This window comes from Streptomyces djakartensis (assembly GCF_014651075.1).
GTDB classification, from domain to species: Bacteria; Actinomycetota; Actinomycetes; order Streptomycetales; family Streptomycetaceae; genus Streptomyces; species Streptomyces djakartensis.
In genome coordinates, this window is sequence record NZ_BMWE01000001.1 from 239,453 (window position 1) to 256,583 (window position 17,131).

The following is a 17,131-nucleotide window of genomic DNA, read 5'->3' on the forward strand; positions in this document are numbered from 1 at the left end:
CCAACGCCGGGCACCAAGCACCGCCCCTCAGACCCCCGGCCACTCCGGCTTCCGCTTCTCGTTGAACGCCGCAACCCCTTCTGCCCGGTCCCCGGAAAACGCCACCGCCCGCCAAGCCGCGTCCTCCACCTCGAGCCCGGCCCGCAGGTCCAGCCCCTGCCCAAGCCGCAACGCCCGCTTCGCCGCCCGCAACCCCACCGGCGAGTTCCCCGCGATACGGGCCGCCAGCTCCAGCGCCGCCTCCCGGTCCCGCCCCTCCTCCACCACCTGGTCGACCAGCCCCAACTCCCCCGCCTCGACGGCCTCCACCCGCCGCGCCGAGAAGATCAGCTCCGCCGCCCGCGCCGCCCCCACCCGGCGCGGCAGCAACTGGGTCCCCCCGCCTCCGGGGATCACCCCCACGGACACCTCCGGCAGCCCCACCACCGCCGTACGGTCCGCCACGATCACGTCACACGCCAGAGCCAGTTCGAACCCACCCCCCAGCGCGAACCCGTGCACCGCCGCCACCGTCGGTACCGGCAGCTCCAGCACCCCTGTGTACGCCCCCCGCGTCACCGGCCGCTGCCGCACCAGATCCGCGTCACTGAACGAGTTCCGCTCCTTCAAGTCGGCCCCGACGCAGAACGCCCGCTCATGCGACGAGGTCAGGACGACCACCCGCACGTCCCGGTCCTCCCCCAGCGCCGCACACGCCCCGGCGAGGGACCGGGCCATCTCGGTCGACACCGCGTTCATGGCCTTCGGCCGGTCGAGGACGAGCTCCGCCACGTGCCCCCGCTCGTGCCGCCGCACCAGCACGAACTCCCCGAACCGTTCCTCACTCATGACACCCTCCGGTTAACGCGGGTTAACTACATCGCCGCTCCGATCATCGCAGCCGCACCCCGCCGGCGAAAGAGCGGACGTGACCGCTTCCCCCAACCAGCACCCGCCCACCCGTTCGAGTGACATCCGCTCAACTCCGACCCGATCGCCCATGGGAGCGCATAGCGTGCATCCGCGACGGCGCACAGGGGGCGCATGCGCATCGGGGAGGGACCGTGAGGACGACGAACACGCCGACGAGGCCGGAGCGGGACACCGGGGTCGCCCCCCGCGCCCGGGGCCGGCACCGCAAGCCCCGCCCCCGCAAGGCCCTGCTCGCCGCCGGCGGCCTCGCGCTGGCGGCGGGAGCCCTGAGCCTCGTACGCCTGGCCCACGGCCCGGGCTCCGACGGCGCCGGCACCGTCGAGGCCGGACCCCGCCCGGACGCGGCCACCACCGCCACGGACCAGGCCGCCGACACCGCCGCCACGGTCGTCCCGGCCGCTCCCGACGCGGGCCCCTCCTCACCCACCGCACTGGGCGGCCTGACCCCCTCGCCGGGCGCCCGCGGTCCGGACGCCGCCTCCCGCTCCCGGCCCCAGGCGACCGGCGCCCGGGAGACACGCCGCACGGCCGGGGCTCCCCCGACCGCGACCACCGCCGGCACCACGCCCGTCCATGACATGAGGAACGCCCCGGCGCCGAGAACCCCGGGCCCGGCCCCGGCCTCGGCACCGCCATCGAGCAGGACGGCCCCCACCCCGGCGCCGAAGGAGCCCGACGAGCCGAAGAAGCCGCGCGACCCCGGACTGTGCGTCCCGGCCATCGGTCTGTGCGTGGAGAGCCCGTGGCGCCGCGGCTGACGCCCCTGCCGGCCGTCCGTCAGCCGCCGTTGTCCCGCCGCGTGAGCAGCCACGGCTCCACGACGCCCAGCCCACGGACCGGCCGCTGCCACATCGGCTGCAACCCGAACCGGTACACCGGCGGCTCCTCGCCCTCCTTCTCCGCGGTCGCGGCCTCTTCGGCCGCCTCCGCCTCGGAGGCCGGGGCATCCTGCGTGCGTATCAGCTCCTCGGCGAAGGCGGTGTCGACCAGGACGGCGTCCTTGGGCGCTATCGAGGTGAGCCGGGAGGCCAGATTCACGGTCGTACCGAAGACATCGCCCATTCGGGTGGTGACCGTCCCGAACGCCATACCGACGCGCAGCTCCGGCATCGTCTCGTCGTGCGCCATGGTCTCGATCAGGCGCAGGGCGATCTCGGCGGCCGTGCCCGCGTCGTCGGCGGCGTACAGCACCTCGTCGCCGAGGGTCTTGATCAGCCGGCCGCCGTTGGCGGCGACCAGGTCGGCGGCCGTGGTCTCGAACGCCTCGACCAGCTCGCCGAGCTCCTCCTCCTCCATCCGGCGGGTCAGCCGCGTGAACCCCACCAGGTCCGCGAAACCGACCGCGAGCCGCCGGTCGACCATCTCCTCGTCGTCCGCGGCCTGCACGACCCGCCCGGCCGAGGCGGCGAGCTGGCGACGCCAGACGTACACCAGGAACTCCTCAAGCTCGGGCAGGAGCAGCTCGACGATCGGGTACGTCACCTCGGTGCGCGTCATGCCCGGCTCGGGCGGCTCCGTCAGCCCCTCCAGAAAGGAGTCGATCTGCCACTCGGCGAGCCGCGCGGTGGTCTGCCCGGTGGACCGGGCCACCTGTACTGCCATCGCCTCGCTCAGCAGTCCCGCCTCGACGAGACCGGCGAGCCGCCGCAGGGCCAGGACGTCCGCCTCGGTGAGAGCCTTGGCCTGCCCGATGTCGGCGAAGCCCATCGCCCGCCAGAAGCGGGAGGCCAGCTCCATGGAGACGCCGGCGCTGCGAGCCGCCTGAAACGGTGTGTAGCGGCGCTCGGCGCCCAGGATGAGCCCTTCCAGGCGCAGGGCGAGCGGATCCTCGCCGGAGTCGGCGCCCTGCGCGTCCGTGCCGGAACCCGAGTCGTCGACGGTCACGCGTGTTGCCCTTCCGATCTGTCACGGTCATGTATCGACCGGCCTCAACTCTACGGCAGTGTGCGCCAGCTCACTCCGTTAGGTTCAGCCGATGGGTGGGGGCCCGGTGCTGCCGGGGGCTCGGCGATTTCCCCACCATCCCCAAGGGGCTGCGCCCCCAGGACCCCCGATCGGCCTGAACGGCCTCGTCCTCAATCACCGGACGGGCTGGGTGATGCTGATCGGCGCACCCAGCAGCGGGCAGCCGTGCCGCAGAGCGACGGGGGGCGCAGCGGCACCCCGTTCCGCCGGGCCGCGGACCCACCCCCTACCTCCGCCCTCACGCCGGCCTCAGATGCACGATGTCCCCGGCCCCGACAGGCTCCTGCACCCCCTCCCCCGTGGCCAGCACCAACCGCCCGTCCCCGTCCACGGCCACCGCCTCCCCCACAACGGCACGGTCACCCGGCAATTCCGCCCGCACCTCCCTGCCGAGCGTCGCGCACCCGGCCACATACGCCTCCTGCAACCCGCACGCCCCCGCGTCACCCCCGGCCGCACGCCACTTCCCGTACCACTCCTCGAGCGAACGAAGCACTCCCCGGAGCAAAGGATCCCGGTCCGTACTGACGGCCCCCGCCAGACCCAGCGACCCCGCCGTCGGCACCGGCAGCTCGTCCGCCTTGAGCGACACGTTGATGCCGACCCCGATCACGACCCCGCCGTCCCCGGCCCGCTCGGCCAGGATGCCCCCGGCCTTGCGTTCCTCTCCGCCCACCGTGACCAGCAGGTCGTTCGGCCACTTCAGCGCCGTGTCCACGCCCGCCGCCCGGGACAGCCCCGTCGCCACCGCCACCCCCGTGAGCAGCGGCAGCCACCCCCACCGCGCGACCGGTACCTCGCCGGGCGTGAGGAGCACGGAGAAGAAGAGGCCCGAGCGCGGCGGCGCCGACCACTGCCGGTCCAGACGCCCCCGCCCGGCGGTCTGCTCCTCGGCGACCAGCACCGCGCCCTCCGCGGCCCTGCCCTCACCGGCCCGGGCCACCAGGTCGGAGTTGGTGGAGCCGGTGCGCTGCACCACGTCCACCTCCGACCACAACGCTCCCTCATGCACCAGGCCGCGGCGCAGGGCGGCGGCGTTGAGGGGCGGGCGATCGAGGTCGGACCATCGGCTCGGCCTCGGCTCACTGGGTCCGTCGGGCGGGTTTCCATCTGCACCTGGTGGCGTCTTCATGCAAGCCACCCTAGGTTTGAAACCCCCCATCCCGCAGAGGGAGTGGATCCCGTCCGGGTCCCGTCCCGGTCCGCCCCGTAGGTCTCATCGGCGTTCCTGGGAAGACGGGGACGGTGTGGCAAACGCCGCACTGCCGATGTGGAGGCACCCCACTACTCTACGAATGAGTAACCGTCCCCCCTTTTGAGCAGGCAGGGAGCCGCATCCCGATGTCCGAGCCGGAAGAGCAGCAGCAGCCTGACATTCACACGACCGCGGGCAAGCTCGCGGATCTGCAGCGCCGCATCGAGGAAGCGACGCACGCCGGCTCCGCACGCGCCGTCGAAAAGCAGCACGCCAAGGGCAAGCTGACGGCCCGTGAACGGATCGAGCTCCTGCTCGACGAGGGCTCCTTCGTCGAACTCGACGAGTTCGCCCGGCACCGTTCCACCAATTTCGGCCTCGACAGCAACCGGCCGTACGGGGACGGGGTCGTCACCGGGTACGGCACCGTCGACGGCCGGCCCGTCGCCGTGTTCTCCCAGGACTTCACCGTCTTCGGCGGGGCCCTCGGCGAGGTCTACGGGCAGAAGATCGTCAAGGTCATGGACTTCGCGCTGAAGACCGGCTGCCCGGTCATCGGCATCAACGACTCCGGCGGCGCCCGTATCCAGGAGGGCGTGGCCTCGCTGGGCGCCTACGGCGAGATCTTCCGCCGCAACACGCACGCCTCCGGTGTGATCCCCCAGATCAGCCTGGTCGTCGGCCCGTGTGCGGGCGGGGCCGTCTACTCCCCCGCCATCACCGACTTCACGGTCATGGTCGACCAGACCTCGCACATGTTCATCACCGGGCCCGACGTCATCAAGACCGTCACCGGCGAGGACGTCGGCTTCGAGGAGCTGGGCGGCGCCCGTACGCACAACTCGACCTCCGGTGTGGCCCACCACATGGCCGGGGACGAGAAGGACGCGATCGAGTACATCAAGCAGCTGCTGTCGTACCTGCCGTCCAACAACCTCTCCGAGCCGCCGGCCTTCCCCGAGGAGGCCGACCTCGAGCTCACCGACGAGGACCGCGAGCTGGACGCGATCGTCCCGGACAGCGCGAACCAGCCGTACGACATGCACGCGGTGATCGAGCACGTCCTGGACGACGCCGAGTTCTTCGAGACGCAGCCGCTGTTCGCGCCGAACATCGTCACCGGCTTCGGCCGGGTCGAGGGGCGCCCGGTCGGCATCGTCGCCAACCAGCCGACGCAGCTCGCCGGGTGCCTGGACATCAAGGCCAGCGAGAAGGCGGCCCGCTTCGTGCGGACCTGCGACGCCTTCAACGTCCCGGTCATCACCTTCGTCGACGTCCCCGGCTTCCTGCCCGGCGTGGGCCAGGAGCACGACGGCATCATCCGGCGCGGCGCCAAGCTGATCTACGCGTACGCCGAGGCGACCGTCCCGCTCATCACCGTCATCACCCGCAAGGCGTTCGGCGGTGCGTACGACGTCATGGGCTCCAAGCACCTGGGGGCCGACCTCAACCTCGCCTGGCCCACCGCCCAGATCGCCGTCATGGGCGCCCAGGGCGCGGTCAACATCCTGCACCGCCGGACCCTGGCCGAGGCGGAGGCGGGCGGCGAGGACCTGGAGGCGGTCCGGGCCCGGCTGATCCAGGAGTACGAGGACGCGCTCCTCAACCCCTACGTCGCGGCCGAGCGCGGCTACGTCGACGCGGTGATCATGCCGTCCGAGACCCGTCGCCACGTGGTACGGGGCCTGCGTCAACTGCGGACGAAGCGGGAATCCCTGCCTCCGAAGAAGCACGGCAACATCCCCCTCTAGCCACCAGGAGCCCACATGACGATCAAGGTCGTACGGGGCAACCCGACCCCGGAGGAGCTGGCCGCCGCCCTGGCGGTGGTCAGGGCCCGCGCCGTGGCGGCAGCGGCAACACCGCCCGGCGCGCCGACGTCCCGCGACTCCTGGTCCGACCCGTCCCGTATCGCGGCGCACCGCCTGCCCCAGCCCGGGCCGGCGTCGTGGGGCCGCACCTACTGGCCGGTCTGACAGACCCACGGCCCGCAGCCGAAACACGACCCCGGCCGCGGGCCCGCAACTTGAGTACCCGTACTCAGGCGCTCGGGCCCGGACCGCCGCACGCTGGTGGCATGCTGTGGTCCGACCCCGAGAACGAACCGCCGAAAGAACTGCGCGATACGCAGGACATGCTTCGGCGACTGGGCGTTCTCATGGCACTGGCCATGTTCCTGGCCATGCTGGTGATCGGCGTGAGGTGACGCCGATACGCTGAACGCATGACAGATCAGCCGCGCCGCCGACTCGTCCTCGCCTCCCAGTCCCCCGCCCGGCTGGGACTGCTCCGCCAGGCCGGACTCGCCCCCGAGGTGATCGTGAGCGGCGTCGACGAGGACGCCGTCACCGCCCCCACACCCGCCGATCTGGCGCTCGCCCTCGCCGAGGCCAAGGCCTCCGTCGTGGCCGCCCGTCCCGAGGTCAAGGGCGCGCTCGTGATCGGCTGTGACTCGGTGCTCGATCTGGACGGCCAGGCCCTCGGCAAGCCGGCGGACGCCGAGGAGGCCACCGCACGCTGGAAGGCGATGCGCAAACGGGCCGGGACCCTCCAGACCGGCCACTGCGTGTATGACACGGCCACCGGCCGGTACGCCTCCGCCACCGCGTCCACGGTCGTCCACTTCGGCGACCCCACCGACGAGGAGATCGCCGCGTACGTCGCCTCCGGCGAACCCCTCTACGTCGCCGGGGCGTTCACGCTCGACGGCCGCTCGGCGCCGTTCATCGACGGCATCGACGGCGACCACGGCAACGTGATCGGCATCAGCCTGCCCCTCGTCCGGCGGCTCCTCGCCGACCTGGGCGTCGGCATCACGGAGTTGTGGGCGCCGGCGGAGAAGTGACCGGGCCCCCGTCGCCGCCCGTCCCGCCCTCGGGCACGGCGTCGGCGGGCTCGGCCGGACTGTCGTACGTCATCAGCAGCAGCACGATCAGGCCGAGTACCAGCACCATGAACACGAACGCCGGCCAGCCGACCGGCCCCCAGGTGAACGCGCCCAGCAGCCCGTGCACGACCGCCGCGCTGATCAGCAGCACACGCCCGAGGCCGGCCGGGGGCCGGTTCCGCAGCGCCACCAGCAAGGCGACCAGGCCGCACAGCGCGAAGTAGAGACCGAAGACGATGCCGCCGACCTTCGACGACAGGGACATCATGTGCGGGTCGAGTCCGGCCAGGGACATGTCCTGACGGTCGACGACGACTCCGAGGAACCAGTTCAGCGCGGCGATGCCGAACGCCTCGCCGAAGAGCACCACCGCCACGATCCACGCCACCGGCCTGCGCACCACCGGGCCACCCACTTCCCTTCGAGGACACCGGGGAACGCTACTAACCGGTAAACCGAGGGACAAGGCCCAGGCAGCAGGCAAAGAATCATTGGGCCATTCGTAGGGACTCCACAAAGAAACCGAGTGGCCCGCAGCACGTGATGACAGAGACCTTGGCCACAGGGGACGGCTAGGGTTTCCCGGAAGAGTGCTGCGTACTGCGGTACGACAAGGGATTTTGCGGGTCGAGCGAGCCTCGCATCACGCTCCGTGTGGGCAAGCTCACCACTGGGGACGGGTCGAAGTGCCGTGTCGGCAGTCCCTAAACTCGGCTTGTTTCAAGGAGGGAGCCTCAATCGTGCGCAAGGTGCTCATCGCCAACCGTGGCGAAATCGCTGTCCGCGTGGCCCGGGCCTGCCGGGACGCCGGGATCGCGAGCGTTGCCGTCTACGCCGACCCGGACCGGGACGCTCTGCATGTCCGCGCCGCGGATGAGGCGTTCGCCCTGGGCGGTGACACGCCGGGCACCAGTTACCTCGACATCGAGAAGGTGCTGGGCGCCGCCCGTGAGTCCGGGGCGGACGCGATCCACCCGGGCTACGGCTTCCTCTCCGAGAACGCGGACTTCGCGCAGGCGGTGCTGGACGCGGGTCTGATCTGGATCGGCCCGCCGCCGCAGGCGATCCGTGACCTGGGTGACAAGGTCGCCGCCCGGCACATCGCGCAGCGCGCGGGTGCCCCGCTGGTGGCCGGCACGCCCGACCCGGTCTCCGGTGCGGAGGAGGTCGTCGCCTTCGCCGAGCAGCACGGTCTGCCGATCGCGATCAAGGCGGCCTTCGGTGGCGGTGGCCGCGGCCTGAAGGTGGCGCGGACGCTGGAAGAGGTGCCGGAGCTGTACGACTCGGCCGTCCGTGAGGCGGTCGCCGCGTTCGGCCGGGGTGAGTGCTTCGTGGAGCGCTACCTCGACAAGCCGCGGCACGTGGAGACGCAGTGCCTGGCCGACAAGCACGGCAACGTGGTCGTGGTCTCCACCCGTGACTGCTCGCTCCAGCGCCGGCACCAGAAGCTGGTCGAGGAGGCGCCCGCGCCGTTCCTGTCCGACGAGCAGGTCGCCGAGCTGTACTCCTCCTCGAAGGCGATCCTGAAGGAGGCCGGCTACGTCGGCGCCGGCACGGTGGAGTTCCTGGTCGGCAACGACGGCACGATCTCCTTCCTGGAGGTCAACACCCGCCTCCAGGTGGAGCACCCGGTGACCGAGGAGGTCGCCGGTATCGACCTGGTGCGGGAGATGTTCCGTATCGCCGACGGCGAGGAGCTGGGTTACGACGACCCGGTGCTGCGGGGACACTCGTTCGAGTTCCGCATCAACGGTGAGGACCCGGGCCGCAACTTCCTGCCCGCCCCGGGCACGGTCACGAGGTTCGACCCGCCGTCCGGTCCGGGTGTCCGGCTGGACGCGGGTGTCGAGTCCGGCTCGGTCATCGGCCCGGCGTGGGACTCGCTGCTGGCCAAGCTGATCGTCACCGGCCGCACGCGCAAGGAGGCCCTGGAGCGGGCCTCGCGAGCGCTGGAGGAGTTCCAGGTCGAGGGCATGGCGACCGCGATCCCGTTCCACCGCGCGGTGGTGAAGGACCCGGCGTTCGCCCCCGAGCGCACGGGTTCGGACGCGCCCTTCACGGTCCACACCCGCTGGATCGAGACCGAGTTCGTCAACGAGATCAAGCCGTTCGCGGCGCCCGCGGACGTGGAGACGGACGAGGAGCCGGGCCGCGAGACGGTCGTCGTCGAGGTCGGCGGCAAGCGCCTGGAGGTCTCCCTGCCGTCCTCGCTGGGCATGTCCCTGGCCCGCACGGGCCTCGCGGCCGGGGCCAAGCCCAAGCGCCGCGCGGCGAAGAAGTCGGGCCCGGTGGCCTCCGGCGACACCCTCGCCTCCCCGATGCAGGGCACGATCGTCAAGGTCGCCGTCGAGGAGGGCCAGGAGGTCAAGGAGGGCGACCTGGTCGTCGTCCTGGAGGCCATGAAGATGGAGCAGCCGCTCAACGCCCACAAGGCCGGCACGATCAAGGGCCTGTCGGCCGAGATCGGCGCGTCGGTCACGTCGGGCGGGGCGATCTGCGAGATCAAGGACTGAGGCCAGGCCGCCTGTCCCCCGGCGCGGGCGCCTACCCACTCGGGTGGGTCGGGGCCGCGCCGGGGGGTGTCCGTCCTCGGAACGGCGCGATGGAGTCGGATACCGAGTGACTCCCCGTTGACGCGCCAACCGCTGCGGGCGGACACCCCCCGACACGTCCCCTTCTCGCCATACGCGGCTGCACGCCGTCTTAGCTGCGGGCAGTCGTGACCGCCCTAGCTGCGTGCAGTCGTGGCCGCCCTAGCTGCGGGCAGTCGTGCCGCTGGGGCGGCACGGGTGGGCGCAGCGGCACCCCGCAACGCCGGGTTGCGCAACGCCCCCCCGCACCAACGCCCAGCACCTCGCAACGCCGGGCTCCGCACCCACCCGCCCCCAGCACCCCCGCCGGGTACCTGGAACCGGCCGCCGCCGCTGCGGGCAGTAGTCGTGCCGCTGGGGCGATGGGGGTCCCCCCTGCTCGAGCGAAGCCGAGAGCTCGGGGGAGGGTGGGCGCAGCGGCACCCCGCAACGCCAGGCCGCGCAACGACCCGCCCCCGCACCCACGCCGGGCACCCGAAAAGCGGCTCATGCCACCGCCGGCACCGTCACCGCCTCCGCAGATCAGCCACCCGCGCCCGCTCCGCCCCGCCCCCCTGCTCCCCCAACATCGCGGCGGACCTCAATCCCCCCTGGGCCCCACCCCCCGGCACCTGCCGCCGAGGCCCCGGCAACGGCACGTCCCGCCGCTGCTGACGCGCAGGGACGGAATCCCCTCCAGGGCCCGCCGCCCCCGCCGACCCCCCTTGCCCCCCGGCCACGGCGATCTGCACACCCTGGTCGGCCAAAGCCTGAAGCTCCGTGGCCGCACGGTCGTCATGCGCGGGTGGCTCGTCCGTCACGAGGCGGGTGATGAGATCCGTCGGCACGGTCTGGAACATGGTGTCCGTACCGAGCTTCGTGTGGTCGGCCAGTACGACCACCTCCGCCGCGGCCTGCACCAGCGCCCGGTCCACGGACGCCGACAGCATGTTGGACGTGGACAGCCCGCGCTCCGCGGTCAGACCGCTCCCGGACAGGAAGGCCCGTGACACCCGCAGCCCGTGCAGGGACTGCTCGGCACCGCTGCCGACCAGGGCGTAGTTCGAACCGCGGAGTGTCCCGCCGGTCATCACGACCTCGACCCGGTTGGCGTGGGCCAGGGCCTGTGCCACCAGCAGTGAGTTGGTGACGACGGTCAGCCCGGGCACCCGGGCGAGCCGGCGGGCCAGCTCCTGGGTCGTCGTACCCGCCCCGACCACGATCGCCTCGCCCTCCTCCACGAGATTCGCGGCGAGGTCGGCGATAGCGGTCTTCTCGGCGGTCGCGAGATGAGACTTCTGCGGAAAGCCGGACTCTCGCGTGAAACCGCCCGGCAGTACCGCACCGCCGTGCCGGCGGTCGAGGAGTCCTTCTGCCTCCAGAGCGCGCACGTCCCGCCGTACGGTCACTTCGGAGGTCTGGACGACGCGGGCGAGCTCACGGAGCGACACGGCCCCGTTCGCTCGCACCATTTCGAGGATCAATTGGCGACGTTCTGCAGCGAACACGAAACTGACAGTAACGCCAGCGACCGTCTGCTTTCAGCAGTTTGCGCTGAATAGCAGAAGATGTTCGCACCGAGCAGCGTGAAGTGATATAGAGCCCAGCCGCGCCGCCTATGCCGTCCGCATGGTCGCGCACCCCCCGTGACCAGCGGGGAGTCGGTTTCGGCCTCAGCTCTCGCCGGTCTCCTTGCGCGTGTGCAGCTGCCGCGCCACCTCGGCGATCGAACCCGACAGCGAGGGGTAGACGGTGAAGGCGTTCGCGATCTGCTCGACCGTCAGGTTGTTGTCGACCGCGATCGAGATGGGGTGGATCAGTTCCGAGGCGCGCGGCGCCACGACCACGCCACCGACCACGATCCCGGTCCCCGGCCGGCAGAAGATCTTGACGAAGCCGTCACGGATGCCCTGCATCTTCGCCCGCGGGTTGCGCAGCAGCGGCAGCTTCACCACCCGGGCGTCGATCTTCCCGCCGTCGACGTCGGCCTGGGTGTAACCGACGGTGGCGATCTCCGGGTCGGTGAAGACGTTCGACGAGACGGTCTTCAGGTTCAGCGGGGCCACGGCGTCGCCGAGGAAGTGGTACATGGCGATACGTCCCTGCATGGCGGCCACGGAGGCGAGGGCGAACACGCCCGTCACATCACCGGCCGCGTACACGCCCGGAGCGGTCGTACGCGACACCCGGTCGGTCCAGATGTGGCCGGACTCGCGCAGCCTGACCCCGGCCTCCTCCAGCCCCATGCCGGCGCTGTTCGGTACGGCACCGACGGCCATGAGGCAGTGCGAGCCGGTGATGACCCGCCCGTCGGCGAGGGTCACCTCGACCCGGTCCCCGACCCGCTTGGCGGACTGCGCCCGGGAACGCCCCATGACGTTCATGCCGCGCCGCCGGAAGACGTCCTCCAGCACGGCGGCCGCGTCCGGGTCCTCACCGGGCAGCACGCGGTCCCGCGACGAGACGAGCGTCACCCTCGATCCCAGCGCCTGGTAGGCCCCGGCGAACTCGGCACCCGTCACACCCGACCCGACCACGATCAGCTCCTCGGGGAGCTCGTGGAGGTCGTACACCTGGGTCCAGTTCAGGATCCGCTCACCGTCGGGCAGGGCGTCGGGCAGCTCACGGGGGTGCCCGCCGGTGGCGATGAGCACCGCGTCCGCCGTCAGGGTCTCCTCGCTCCCGTCGGCGGCACGCACTACGACCTTGCGCGACCCGTCGAGCGCCTGCATGCCCTCCAGGCGCCCGCGCCCGCGCATGACCCGCGCCCCGGCACGCGTCACGGAGGCGGTGATGTCGTGCGACTGGGCGAGCGCGAGGCGCTTCACGCGCCGGTTGACCTTCCCCAGGTCCACGCCCACCACCCGGGCGGCCTGCTCCACGTGCGGGGTGTCGTCGGCGACGATGATCCCCAGCTCCTCGTACGAGGAGTCGAAGGTGGTCATCACCTCGGCCGTGGCGATCAGGGTCTTCGACGGTACGCAGTCGGTGAGCACCGACGCCCCGCCCAGACCGTCGCTGTCGACGACGGTCACCTCCGCGCCGAGTTGAGCGGCAACCAGCGCCGCTTCGTATCCGCCGGGTCCGCCACCAATGATCACGATCCGAGTCACGTACTCCATTGTCCCGCACCCATCAACGTGACACCGCCCCGGGGCCCGCCCCCGATGCGGCTCTGTTACGCGAGTGACGCCGGGCCACCTGCCGTACCCTCTCCCCATGTCGCTCTACGCCGCGTACGCCGGCAACCTCGACGCGCGGCTGATGTCCCGCCGCGCCCCGCACTCGCCGCTGCGCGCCACCGGCTGGCTGAACGGGTGGCGGCTGACGTTCGGCGGTGAGCACATGGGCTGGGAGGGTGCCCTGCCGACGATCGTGGAGGACCCCGTCTCCCAGGTCTTCGTCGCGCTGTACGACATCGCCCCCATGGACGAGGAGTCACTCGACCGCTGGGAAGGCGTGGGCCTCGACATCTACCGCCGCACACGCGTACGGGTGCACACCCTGGACGGCGAGGAGCCTGCGTGGGCCTTCGCCCTGAACGCGTACGAGGGCGGCCTGCCCTCCGCCCGCCACCTGGGCGAGATCGCCGACGCCGCCGAATCGGCCGGCGCCCCTCACGACTACGTCATGGAGCTCCGCAAGCGCCCCTGCTGACAGTCACAACCCTCCCCTCCTGTTGGAAACGACAAGACAACGATCCCCACCCCGTCGGCTCCAACATCTACGCGCGTAGGCAATCACCGGCTACCCTCGTCCGCGTGAACGCATCTCTTCTTCCGGACGACCTGCAGGGCGACCCGCACGCCGCCGCCGACGCCGCCGCGGCCCGCCTGCGCGAACTGACAGGCGCCGAGACCCACGACGTCGCCCTGGTGATGGGCTCCGGCTGGGCCCCGGCCGTGGACGCCCTCGGCGCTCCCGAGGCCGAGCTCCAGGTCACCGAGCTGCCCGGTTTCCCGCCGCCGGCGGTCGAAGGGCACGGCGGCAAGATCCGCTCCTACCGGACCGGCGACAAGCGCGCCCTGGTCTTCCTCGGCCGTACCCACTACTACGAGGGCCGCGGCGTGGCCGCCGTCGCCCACGGTGTCCGCACCGCGGTGGCGGCCGGCTGCAAGACGGTCGTCCTCACCAACGGCTGCGGCGGCCTGCGCGAAGGCATGCGCCCCGGCCAGCCGGTCCTGATCAGCGACCACATCAACCTCACCGCCACGTCCCCCATCATCGGCGCGAACTTCGTCGATCTCACCGACCTCTACTCCCCCCGCCTGCGCGCCCTGTGCAAGGAGGTCGACCCCACGCTGGAGGAGGGCGTCTACGCCCAGTTCCCCGGCCCGCACTACGAGACTCCGGCAGAGATCCGTATGGCCCGGGTCATCGGTGCGGATCTGGTGGGCATGTCGACGGTCCTGGAGGCGATCGCCGCGCGGGAGGCGGGCGCGGAGGTTCTCGGCATCTCTCTCGTCACCAACCTGGCGGCGGGGATGACCGGGGAGCCCCTGAATCACGAGGAGGTCCTCCAGGCCGGCCGCGACTCCGCGACGCGCATGGGCTCGCTGCTCGCCCAGGTCCTGGAACGCCTGTAGGCAACCCGGCATGGGTGCGGGAGCCGGGTGGGTCCGCAGCCCTGCGTCACGGGGTGCCGCTGCGCCCACCCTCCCCCCAACTCTCGGCTTCGCCCGAGCAGGGCCCCTCGCCCCAGCGGGACGACTGCCCGCAGCGGCGGCGGTCGGCGCCCGGTTCCAGGTACCCGGCGTGGGTGCGGGGGCCGGGGCGTTGCGCGGCCCGGCGTTGCGGGGTGCCGCTGCGCCCACCCTCCCCCAAGCTCTCGGCTTCGCTCGAGCAGGGGGGACCCCCATCGCCCCAGCGGCACGACTGCCCGCAGCTAGGACGGCCGGCAGCTGGGACGGCCGGCAGCCGCGTACGTACGGAAGGGGACGTGTCGGGGGGTGTCCGCCCGCAGCGGTTGGCGCGTCAACGGGGAGTCACTCGGTATCCGACTCCATCGCGCCGTTCCGAGGACGGACACCCCCCGGCACGTCCCCGACCCCCCACCCACCGCAACGCGCCACAACAGCGCCCTCACCCGAGCAGGCCGCCGCAGGCGCACCCACCCATCAACGGAGAGGCTGACCCAGACCGTGCACGACGAACTCATCGCACAGGCCCAGGCGTGGCTCACCGAGGACCCCGACCCGGAGACCCGCACCGAGCTCGCCCGCCTCATCGACGCCCAGGACCACACCGAACTCGCCGCCCGCTTCGCCGGCACCCTCCAGTTCGGCACCGCCGGCCTCCGCGGCGAACTCGGCGCCGGCCCCATGCGCATGAACCGCTCGGTCGTCATCCGCGCCGCCGCCGGCCTCGCCGCGTACCTCAAGAAGCAGGGCCACGAGAACGGTCTCGTCGTCATCGGCTACGACGCCCGCCACAAGTCACACGACTTCGCCCAGGACACCGCCGCCGTCATGACCGGCGCCGGCCTCCGCGCGGCCGTCCTCCCCCGCCCCCTCCCCACCCCCGTGCTGGCCTTCGCCATCAGACACCTCGGCGCGGTCGCCGGCGTGGAGGTCACCGCCAGCCACAACCCGCCCCGCGACAACGGCTACAAGGTGTACCTCGGCGACGGCTCCCAGATCGTCCCGCCCGCCGACGCCGACATCGCCGCGGAGATCGCCGCGGTCCCCTCCCTCACCACCGTCCACCGCCCCACCGAAGGCTGGGACACCCTCGACGACACCGTCCTCGACGCCTACCTCGCCCGCACGGACGCGGTCCTGGCCAAGGACTCCCCCCGCACCGCCCGCACGGTGTACACGGCGATGCACGGCGTCGGCAAGGACGTCCTCCTCGCCGCCTTCGCCCGCGCCGGCTTCCCGGAGCCGGAGCTCGTCACCGAGCAGGCCGACCCCGACCCGGACTTCCCGACCGTCGCGTTCCCCAACCCGGAGGAACCCGGAGCGATGGACCTGGCCTTCGCCACCGCACGCGAGACCGCCCCGGACCTGATCATCGCCAACGACCCGGACGCGGACCGCTGCGCCGTCGCCGTGCGGGACGGCGACGCCTGGCGCATGCTCCGCGGCGACGAGGTCGGCGCGCTCCTCGCCGCCCACCTGGTCCGCCGCGGAGCGACCGGTACCTTCGCCGAGTCGATCGTCTCCTCCTCCCTCCTCGGCCGCATCGCCGAGAAGGCGGGTCTGACGCACGTCGAGACCCTCACCGGCTTCAAGTGGATCGCCCGCGCGCAGGGGCTGCGCTACGGCTACGAGGAGGCCCTCGGCTACTGCGTCGACCCCGACGGCGTACGCGACAAGGACGGCATCACGGCCGCGCTCCTGATCACGGAACTCGCCTCGGTCCTCAAGGAGGAGGGCCGCACGCTCCTCGACCTCCTCGACGACCTGGCGGTGGAACACGGCCTGCACGCGACGGACCAGCTCTCGGTTCGCGTCGAGGACCTCTCACTCATCGCCGCCGCCATGCGCCGGCTGCGCGAACAGCCCCCCACGGAGCTCGCCGGCCTGCCGATCACCCGCACCGAGGACCTGACCCAGGGCACGGAGAACCTCCCGCCCACCGACGGCCTGCGCTACACCCTCGACGGCGCACGGGTGATCGTCCGCCCGAGCGGCACCGAGCCGAAGCTGAAGTGCTACCTGGAGGTGATCGTCCCGGTGCCGGCCCACGCCGACCTCCCCACGTCCCGCGCCCGGGCGACGGCGCTGCTGGAGTCACTCAAGCGCGACCTGTCGGCGGCGGCCGGAATCTGAGCACGGCCGGCACCAGAAGACCACGGGGTGCCTGTTCGGGCACCCCGTGGTCTTCAGGACCTCACGCCCCAGGGCCTCACCCCCAAGGCCTCACCCCCGGGTTCATCCCACCAGCACCAAGATCAGCGCCAGCAGCGCCCCGGCAACCGCCGGCCCCATCACCTCGTAGGCCCACCGCACGGTCACCTCGCCCTGCGCCGTCTCCGCCCCGTGCCGCGCCTCGTGCAGTCCGCGCAGTTCATCCATGATCCGGTCGGTCTCCGCCCGCACCGGCCCGTCGGACATGCGGTCGGGACCAGCGCCGAACACCGGCCCCGCGCCCGGCCCCGCACCCATGCCGAGCGCACCGCCACGCCCCTCGTCCCGTCCCATGGCCCGCCGCGCCTGCGCCGTCGCCCGCATCTCACGCCGCGCGGCCCTCTTGCGGGCGCGCAGCGAGACCGGCACGGCCCAGAGCTGGTACTTGGTGCCGGACTCGGTGAGGACCTCGTTCGAGTAGGCGGACTTCAGCGAGGCGACCTGCCCCCAGGGCAGCGCGATGACGCGGAACGGGTTGCGGATGCGCAGCCGGTCGTCGCCCACGTACACCGCCGGCCGCAGGGTGAAGGCGACGACCAGCGGCACGATGAGGAGCATCAGCGCGAGTGCCAGCCACGGCGTGCGTCCCTCCCCCGAGATCACGGCGTCGATCCCGATCCACCCGACGACGGCGAGCAGCAGCACACCACCGGCGATGGCCGGGGCCGACCGGTACACCCGCTCCTTGGACTCGGGCTGCGGCGCTGGTGACTGGGACTCGGGGCTCGTCATGTCTCGATTCTGCCGGACC

16 protein-coding genes are annotated in these 17,131 nt (G+C 72.1%); 9 read left to right on the forward strand and 7 right to left on the reverse strand.

The features are described from left to right. Positions 1-27: 27 nt before the first annotated feature. Positions 28-828, reverse strand: a complete 801-nt coding sequence (locus tag IE212_RS01105) for an enoyl-CoA hydratase/isomerase family protein (RefSeq protein ID WP_190195747.1) — start codon at positions 826-828, stop codon at positions 28-30. A gap of 215 nt (positions 829-1,043) precedes the next feature. Between IE212_RS01105 and IE212_RS01110 the strand changes: the two genes are divergently transcribed. After that, positions 1,044-1,670: a hypothetical protein gene (locus tag IE212_RS01110; RefSeq protein ID WP_190195748.1), complete on the forward strand. Its 627-nt coding sequence runs from the start codon at positions 1,044-1,046 to the stop codon at positions 1,668-1,670. Between the two features lie 19 nt (positions 1,671-1,689). On the opposite strand, the gene IE212_RS01115 is transcribed toward IE212_RS01110, so the two are convergent. Continuing rightward, entirely contained in the window at positions 1,690-2,796 is a 1,107-nt protein-coding gene (locus IE212_RS01115) for an adenylate/guanylate cyclase domain-containing protein (protein WP_190195749.1), read from the reverse strand. 319 nt (positions 2,797-3,115) lie between these two features. Beyond that, positions 3,116-4,009, reverse strand: a complete 894-nt coding sequence (locus IE212_RS01120; protein WP_190195750.1) for a biotin--[acetyl-CoA-carboxylase] ligase — start codon at positions 4,007-4,009, stop codon at positions 3,116-3,118. Positions 4,010-4,218: 209 nt separating this feature from the next. Between IE212_RS01120 and IE212_RS01125 the strand changes: the two genes are divergently transcribed. The 4 genes from IE212_RS01125 to IE212_RS01135 all read left to right on the forward strand — a co-directional run bounded on the left by IE212_RS01125 (position 4,219) and on the right by IE212_RS01135 (position 6,917). Then, the gene (locus tag IE212_RS01125; RefSeq protein ID WP_190195751.1) at positions 4,219-5,823 is read left to right on the forward strand and encodes an acyl-CoA carboxylase subunit beta; all 1,605 of its coding nucleotides are present in this window, start codon (positions 4,219-4,221) and stop codon (positions 5,821-5,823) included. Between the two features lie 15 nt (positions 5,824-5,838). Beyond that, positions 5,839-6,048 carry an acyl-CoA carboxylase epsilon subunit gene (locus tag IE212_RS01130; protein WP_190195752.1) on the forward strand — a complete coding sequence of 70 codons (210 nt, stop codon included), beginning with the start codon at positions 5,839-5,841 and terminating at the stop codon, positions 6,046-6,048. Positions 6,049-6,149: 101 nt separating this feature from the next. Next, entirely contained in the window at positions 6,150-6,278 is a 129-nt protein-coding gene (gene mmpB / locus IE212_RS35370; protein WP_268250537.1) for a morphogenic membrane protein MmpB, read from the forward strand. 18 nt (positions 6,279-6,296) lie between these two features. Then, complete coding sequence (locus IE212_RS01135) at positions 6,297-6,917, forward strand: Maf family protein (protein ID WP_190195753.1); 621 nt, start codon at positions 6,297-6,299, stop codon at positions 6,915-6,917. On the opposite strand, the gene IE212_RS01140 is transcribed toward IE212_RS01135, so the two are convergent. Beyond that, on the reverse strand, positions 6,886-7,362 hold the full coding sequence (locus tag IE212_RS01140; protein ID WP_190195754.1) for a hypothetical protein: 477 nt from the start codon (positions 7,360-7,362) through the stop codon (positions 6,886-6,888). The two genes, IE212_RS01135 and IE212_RS01140, sit on opposite strands and share 32 nt — an antisense overlap. 337 nt (positions 7,363-7,699) lie before the next feature. Between IE212_RS01140 and IE212_RS01145 the strand changes: the two genes are divergently transcribed. After that, the gene (locus IE212_RS01145) at positions 7,700-9,472 is read left to right on the forward strand and encodes an acetyl/propionyl/methylcrotonyl-CoA carboxylase subunit alpha (RefSeq protein WP_190195755.1); all 1,773 of its coding nucleotides are present in this window, start codon (positions 7,700-7,702) and stop codon (positions 9,470-9,472) included. 584 nt (positions 9,473-10,056) lie between these two features. On the opposite strand, the gene IE212_RS01150 is transcribed toward IE212_RS01145, so the two are convergent. Together IE212_RS01150 and IE212_RS01155 are read right to left on the reverse strand one after the other, a co-directional pair. Next, the gene (locus IE212_RS01150; protein ID WP_190195756.1) at positions 10,057-11,037 is read right to left on the reverse strand and encodes a DeoR/GlpR family DNA-binding transcription regulator; all 981 of its coding nucleotides are present in this window, start codon (positions 11,035-11,037) and stop codon (positions 10,057-10,059) included. Positions 11,038-11,202: 165 nt separating this feature from the next. Continuing rightward, the gene (locus tag IE212_RS01155) at positions 11,203-12,651 is read right to left on the reverse strand and encodes an NAD(P)H-quinone dehydrogenase (RefSeq protein ID WP_190195757.1); all 1,449 of its coding nucleotides are present in this window, start codon (positions 12,649-12,651) and stop codon (positions 11,203-11,205) included. Between the two features lie 97 nt (positions 12,652-12,748). Between IE212_RS01155 and IE212_RS01160 the strand changes: the two genes are divergently transcribed. From IE212_RS01160 to IE212_RS01170, 3 genes are all read left to right on the forward strand, one after another. Continuing rightward, positions 12,749-13,186, forward strand: coding sequence for a gamma-glutamylcyclotransferase family protein (locus IE212_RS01160; protein WP_190195758.1), 438 nt, complete (start codon positions 12,749-12,751; stop codon positions 13,184-13,186). A gap of 104 nt (positions 13,187-13,290) precedes the next feature. Beyond that, positions 13,291-14,115 carry a purine-nucleoside phosphorylase gene (locus tag IE212_RS01165; protein ID WP_190195759.1) on the forward strand — a complete coding sequence of 275 codons (825 nt, stop codon included), beginning with the start codon at positions 13,291-13,293 and terminating at the stop codon, positions 14,113-14,115. A 555-nt stretch (positions 14,116-14,670) separates the two neighbouring features. After that, a complete protein-coding gene (locus IE212_RS01170) occupies positions 14,671-16,302 on the forward strand; it encodes a phospho-sugar mutase (protein WP_190195760.1) in 1,632 nt (543 codons plus the stop codon). A gap of 102 nt (positions 16,303-16,404) precedes the next feature. On the opposite strand, the gene IE212_RS01175 is transcribed toward IE212_RS01170, so the two are convergent. Then, the gene (locus IE212_RS01175) at positions 16,405-17,112 is read right to left on the reverse strand and encodes a PH domain-containing protein (protein WP_190195761.1); all 708 of its coding nucleotides are present in this window, start codon (positions 17,110-17,112) and stop codon (positions 16,405-16,407) included. Between the last annotated feature and the right edge of the window lie 19 nt (positions 17,113-17,131).

Excerpts from the sequence above, each read along its gene's own strand:
- IE212_RS01105 (WP_190195747.1), bottom strand. The coding sequence starts at position 828 with ATGAGTGAGGAACGGTTCGGGGAGTTCGTGCTGGTGCGGCGGCACGAG.
- IE212_RS01120 (WP_190195750.1), bottom strand. The coding sequence starts at position 4,009 with ATGAAGACGCCACCAGGTGCAGATGGAAACCCGCCCGACGGACCCAGT.
- IE212_RS01125 (WP_190195751.1), top strand. The coding sequence starts at position 4,219 with ATGTCCGAGCCGGAAGAGCAGCAGCAGCCTGACATTCACACGACCGCG.
- IE212_RS01130 (WP_190195752.1), top strand. The coding sequence starts at position 5,839 with ATGACGATCAAGGTCGTACGGGGCAACCCGACCCCGGAGGAGCTGGCC.
- mmpB (WP_268250537.1), top strand. The coding sequence starts at position 6,150 with ATGCTGTGGTCCGACCCCGAGAACGAACCGCCGAAAGAACTGCGCGAT.
- IE212_RS01135 (WP_190195753.1), top strand. The coding sequence starts at position 6,297 with ATGACAGATCAGCCGCGCCGCCGACTCGTCCTCGCCTCCCAGTCCCCC.
- IE212_RS01155 (WP_190195757.1), bottom strand. The coding sequence starts at position 12,651 with ATGGAGTACGTGACTCGGATCGTGATCATTGGTGGCGGACCCGGCGGA.
- IE212_RS01160 (WP_190195758.1), top strand. The coding sequence starts at position 12,749 with ATGTCGCTCTACGCCGCGTACGCCGGCAACCTCGACGCGCGGCTGATG.
- IE212_RS01175 (WP_190195761.1), bottom strand. The coding sequence starts at position 17,112 with ATGACGAGCCCCGAGTCCCAGTCACCAGCGCCGCAGCCCGAGTCCAAG.